We start from the raw sequence: 1962 nt of genomic DNA on the forward strand, positions 1-1962 counted from the left end.
AGCGGTTGTCTCTATCAATGCCTTTAAAGGGGTGGAATTTGGTCTTGGCTTTGAAGCTGGTTACCGCAAAGGCAGTCAAGTCATGGATGAAATTCTCTGGTCTAAAGAAGACGGTTATACTCGTCGTACCAATAATCTAGGTGGCTTTGAAGGTGGTATGACCAATGGGCAACCAATTGTTGTTCGTGGTGTTATGAAACCCATTCCTACTCTTTACAAACCTCTTATGAGTGTGGATATCGAGACTCACGAACCTTACAAGGCAACTGTAGAGAGAAGTGATCCGACCGCACTTCCAGCAGCAGGTGTGGTCATGGAAGCTGTTGTAGCAACCGTTTTGGCCCAGGAAATTCTTGAAAAATTCTCATCGGACAATCTTGAGGAATTAAAAGAAGCGGTGGCCAAACACCGAGACTATACAAAGAACTATTAAGGAGTTCCTATGGCAAAAACAATCTATATCGCGGGTCTTGGTTTGATTGGTGCCTCTATGGCACTTGGTATCAAACGTGATCATCCGGATTATGAAATTTTAGGTTATAATCGTAGTCAAGCTTCGAGAGATATTGCTTTGAAAGAAGGCATGATTGACCGTGCAACAGATGATTTTGCCAGTTTTGCTCCTTTGGCAGATATCATCATTCTGACCTTGCCAATCAAACAGACCATTGCTTTTATTCAGGAGTTGGCAGATTTGAACTTGAAAGAAGGAGTGATTATCTCGGATGCTGGTTCAACCAAGTCAGCCATCGTGGATGCGGCGGAGGAATATTTAGCTGGCAAGTCTGTTCGCTTTGTTGGGGCTCATCCCATGGCTGGTAGCCACAAGACAGGAGCTGCCTCTGCGGATGTCAATCTCTTTGAAAATGCCTACTATATCTTCACACCTTCGAGCCTGACTAGTCCTGACACACTTGAGGAAATAAAGGACTTGCTTTCAGGCCTTCATGCTCGTTTTATCGAGATTGATGCCAAGGAGCATGATCGGGTCACTTCTCAGATTAGCCATTTTCCTCATATTCTGGCTTCCAGCCTTATGGAGCAGACGGCAGTTTATGCTCAAGAACATGAGATGGCAAGGCGCTTTGCGGCGGGTGGTTTTCGAGATATGACTCGCATTGCGGAAAGCGAGCCAGGTATGTGGACTTCCATTCTCTTGTCCAATCGTGAGACTATTCTAGATCGAATTGCGGATTTCAAGGAGCGCCTAGATGAGGTTGGACAAGCCATCAGCAAGGGAGATGAAGAGCAAATCTGGAACTTTTTCAATCAAGCGCGTGCGCAGCGGCAGGCCATGGAAATCCATAAACGTGGTGGTGTGGATAGCTCTTATGACCTCTATGTCGACGTTCCCGATGAAGAAGATGTCATCTTGCGGATTTTGGAATTGCTACGAGGAACTTCCTTGGTCAACATCCACATCAACGAAGAAAACCGGGAGGATGTTCACGGGATTCTACAAATTTCCTTTAAAAATGCTCAAGATTTGGAACGAGCCGAGCATCTCATAACAGAAAACACCGACTACACAGTCGTTGTCAAATAAGGAGAAAATCATGTCAAATATTTACGATAGTGCAAACGAACTCAGTCGCGGATTACGCGAATTACCAGAATACAAAGCTGTCAAAGCAGCTAAAGATGCGATTTCAGCAGATGCTGAAGCAAGCAAAATCTTTACAGAGTACGTTGCTTTCCAAGAAGAAATTCAAAGACTAGCACAGACAGGTCAAATGCCAGACGCCTCTTTCCAAGAAAAGATGCAGTCTTTCAGCAAGCAAATCCAAGAGAACGCTCTTTTGTCAGATTTCTTTGCCAAACAGCAACAATTGTCTATTTACCTTTCAGACATTGAAAAAATTGTCTTTGAACCTGTTTCAGAATTATTGAAATAGTATTTTATCTGTATAAAAGCCAGAAATTTCAGGAATTTCTGGCTTTTTTGTGATAAAATAAGAAAAA

The 1962-nt window shown here is 43.4% G+C and carries 3 protein-coding genes; all 3 read left to right on the forward strand.

Going from position 1 to position 1962, the window contains the following annotated elements; genetic code table 11:
• Positions 1 to 433: chorismate synthase (locus tag SORDD16_RS03365; RefSeq protein WP_128973459.1), on the forward strand; the 433-nt coding region annotated here is incomplete at its 5' end.
• A 9-nt stretch (positions 434 to 442) separates the two neighbouring features.
• Positions 443 to 1546: a prephenate dehydrogenase gene (locus SORDD16_RS03370; RefSeq protein WP_061452381.1), complete on the forward strand. Its 1104-nt coding sequence runs from the start codon at positions 443 to 445 to the stop codon at positions 1544 to 1546.
• Positions 1547 to 1556: 10 nt separating this feature from the next.
• Positions 1557 to 1895: a YlbF/YmcA family competence regulator gene (locus SORDD16_RS03375; protein ID WP_061452382.1), complete on the forward strand. Its 339-nt coding sequence runs from the start codon at positions 1557 to 1559 to the stop codon at positions 1893 to 1895.
• The last annotated feature ends 67 nt before the right edge of the window (positions 1896 to 1962 follow it).

The sequence above is a fragment of the Streptococcus oralis genome (assembly GCF_001578945.1).
Taxonomy (GTDB): Bacteria; Bacillota; Bacilli; order Lactobacillales; family Streptococcaceae; genus Streptococcus; species Streptococcus oralis_Q.